This window comes from Bacillus sp. BPN334, assembly GCF_008368885.1.
Classification (GTDB): domain Bacteria; phylum Bacillota; class Bacilli; order Bacillales; family Bacillaceae_G; genus Bacillus_A; species Bacillus_A wiedmannii.
Window position 1 is genome coordinate 1 of sequence record NZ_QOZW01000069.1, and the last position, 2,037, is coordinate 2,037.

The following is a 2,037-nucleotide window of genomic DNA, read 5'->3' on the forward strand; positions in this document are numbered from 1 at the left end:
CGCTATTCTTTCTGTAGAATAGCGTTTTTGTATGTCTACTTTTATATTTGATGCATTTTACTTATTTGTTATAGGAATTTAAAACTTCTTATCTAAAATATTATATAAAGTTATATTTTCTGCCTATAGCTCGTAAATAACCGATAAAGTGATTTTTAACGATGAGGTGTTCGAAAAATGAAAATACAAATTGTATTGTTTGACGGTTTCGGAGAACTTGTCTCCTTTGCACCTTTTGAAGTACTGAAAAGAGCGATAGAAGAAGGGGCTCCATTTACGGTTGAACTCGTATCAAGTGAACGAAAACAAGAAGTTACTACTTCGTTTGGAGTTACGATTAAACTACATGATTTTTTACGAATGGATAATCGTCCAGATTTGTTAATTGTACCTGGTGGTGGCTGGAATCATAAAGCTAAACACGGGGCGCGAAAGCAAGCTGAGCTTGGTACTTTGACTAAAATAATTAGAGAGATGCACAATGAAGGAACGATTGTTGCTGGAGTTTGTACTGGAGGTATGTTACTAGCTGCATCCGGTATATTGAATGATAAAAAGGCAACAATGCATCATTTGGCGCAGAGTGAAATTCCTACATATGGGGCAGAATTTCTTCCTTACAGAATTGTGGATCAAGGCGATAGTATTACCGCAAGAGGAGTTACTTCAGGGCTTGATTTAGGACTTTGGATCACGGAGAGATTTGCAAGTCCTAAAATTGCGGCTGCTGTTGAATATAGAATGGAATACGAGAGGCGAGGGGTTGTTAGTAGGGAGTCATAATAAAAATAATACGTCATGTAAATCTAAAATATTTATGGAAATGGCAAGTCCTAATCCAGTTATCGTGTATGAGTAAATGGTAGCCATATGTGGATTCACTTATCAAGGACCTAAAATATAAAAAAAGCAGGAGATCACGAGTGATTTCCTGCTTTTTTCGTCTATAAAACTATTGTTCTTACAGTCGGGGTTTTCATTATACTCACAGTAACAAGGAATGCGATTTAAAAGCTCGATTTCTTTTTCTACCATTACCATATTAATTCGATCTCGTTAACAACATAAACAAAGTAATGAAAGAAAAAGCAATTAACGCTAAGAAGGGGATCGTTATAAAACCTAACCAATTAATATAATCGACATTACAAGGGACACCTTGCACGCACGGGTTAATCTCTGAAACGCCAGGGATTTTTTGTATTGCATAGTGATAAAGTGAAATACTCCCGCCGATAATAGAAATTGTTAATACATATTTTTTTATGTTTTTTTCATTACAGAACGTTGCAATGCCTAAAATAATACAGAGCGGATACATCATAATTCGTTGGTACCAACACAATTCACACGGTATGAACCCAAGAATCTCACTGAAAAATAGACTACCTAGTGTCGCTATCATTGATACAATCCATGCAAAATATAAAGTGTAATTACGCCATTCAAAATGCTTATTTGTTGTACTCATCATTTCTTGTCCTTTAATGCTTTTTCAATTAAATTTTTGATTTGTTCATAATCATAAGGGTCAGACAACATCGTTCCATTTATGACAATGCTCGGTGTTTGTTCTACACCGTAATCTTGCGTTAGTTTTTCATCTTTATTTACTTCTTCTTGCGCTGTTTGTTTTTTCAAATCTTCTTCAAGTTGAACAGCGTTAATACTTGGTGTATATGTTTTCGCAATTTCTAATAGTTTTTCAGGAGTAATCCATGGATCATCATGATTTGCTGGTTGTGCGTTAAATAATTCTTTATGGAAGCTCCAATATGCTTGTGGGTCTTGTTTATAAACAGATTCAGCAGCTAAAGCAGACAATTTAGATTCCGTTCCGTGGAATAAAACATTTACATATGAAAATTTAACTTTTCCTGTATCGATATAGTCTTTTTGAAGCTGAGGGAAGACGCGCTCACCCCATGCTTTACAAGCAGGACACTTAAAGTCGCCAAACTCAATAATAGAGACTGGTGCATCTTCTTTTCCTAAAGTAGGTTGCTTGCCGATAGGGGGTAAATCTTTTATTACTTT

At 35.3% G+C, this 2,037-nt stretch carries 3 protein-coding genes; 1 reads left to right on the forward strand and 2 read right to left on the reverse strand.

Annotated elements, in window-relative coordinates; genetic code table 11:
• Window positions 1-177 precede the first annotated feature (177 nt).
• Window positions 178-783 carry a DJ-1/PfpI family protein gene (locus DN393_RS31265; protein ID WP_098112169.1) on the forward strand — a complete coding sequence of 202 codons (606 nt, stop codon included), beginning with the start codon at window positions 178-180 and terminating at the stop codon, window positions 781-783.
• A 259-nt stretch (window positions 784-1,042) separates the two neighbouring features.
• Here the strand turns inward: DN393_RS31265 and DN393_RS31270 are convergent, their stop codons facing one another.
• Both DN393_RS31270 and DN393_RS31275 read right to left on the reverse strand, forming a co-directional pair.
• Entirely contained in the window at window positions 1,043-1,474 is a 432-nt protein-coding gene (locus tag DN393_RS31270; RefSeq protein WP_064475763.1) for a disulfide oxidoreductase, read from the reverse strand.
• A partial coding sequence (locus DN393_RS31275) for a DsbA family protein (protein WP_149174307.1) occupies window positions 1,471-2,037 on the reverse strand: 567 nt, incomplete at its 5' end. The genes DN393_RS31270 and DN393_RS31275, both read right to left, overlap by 4 nt.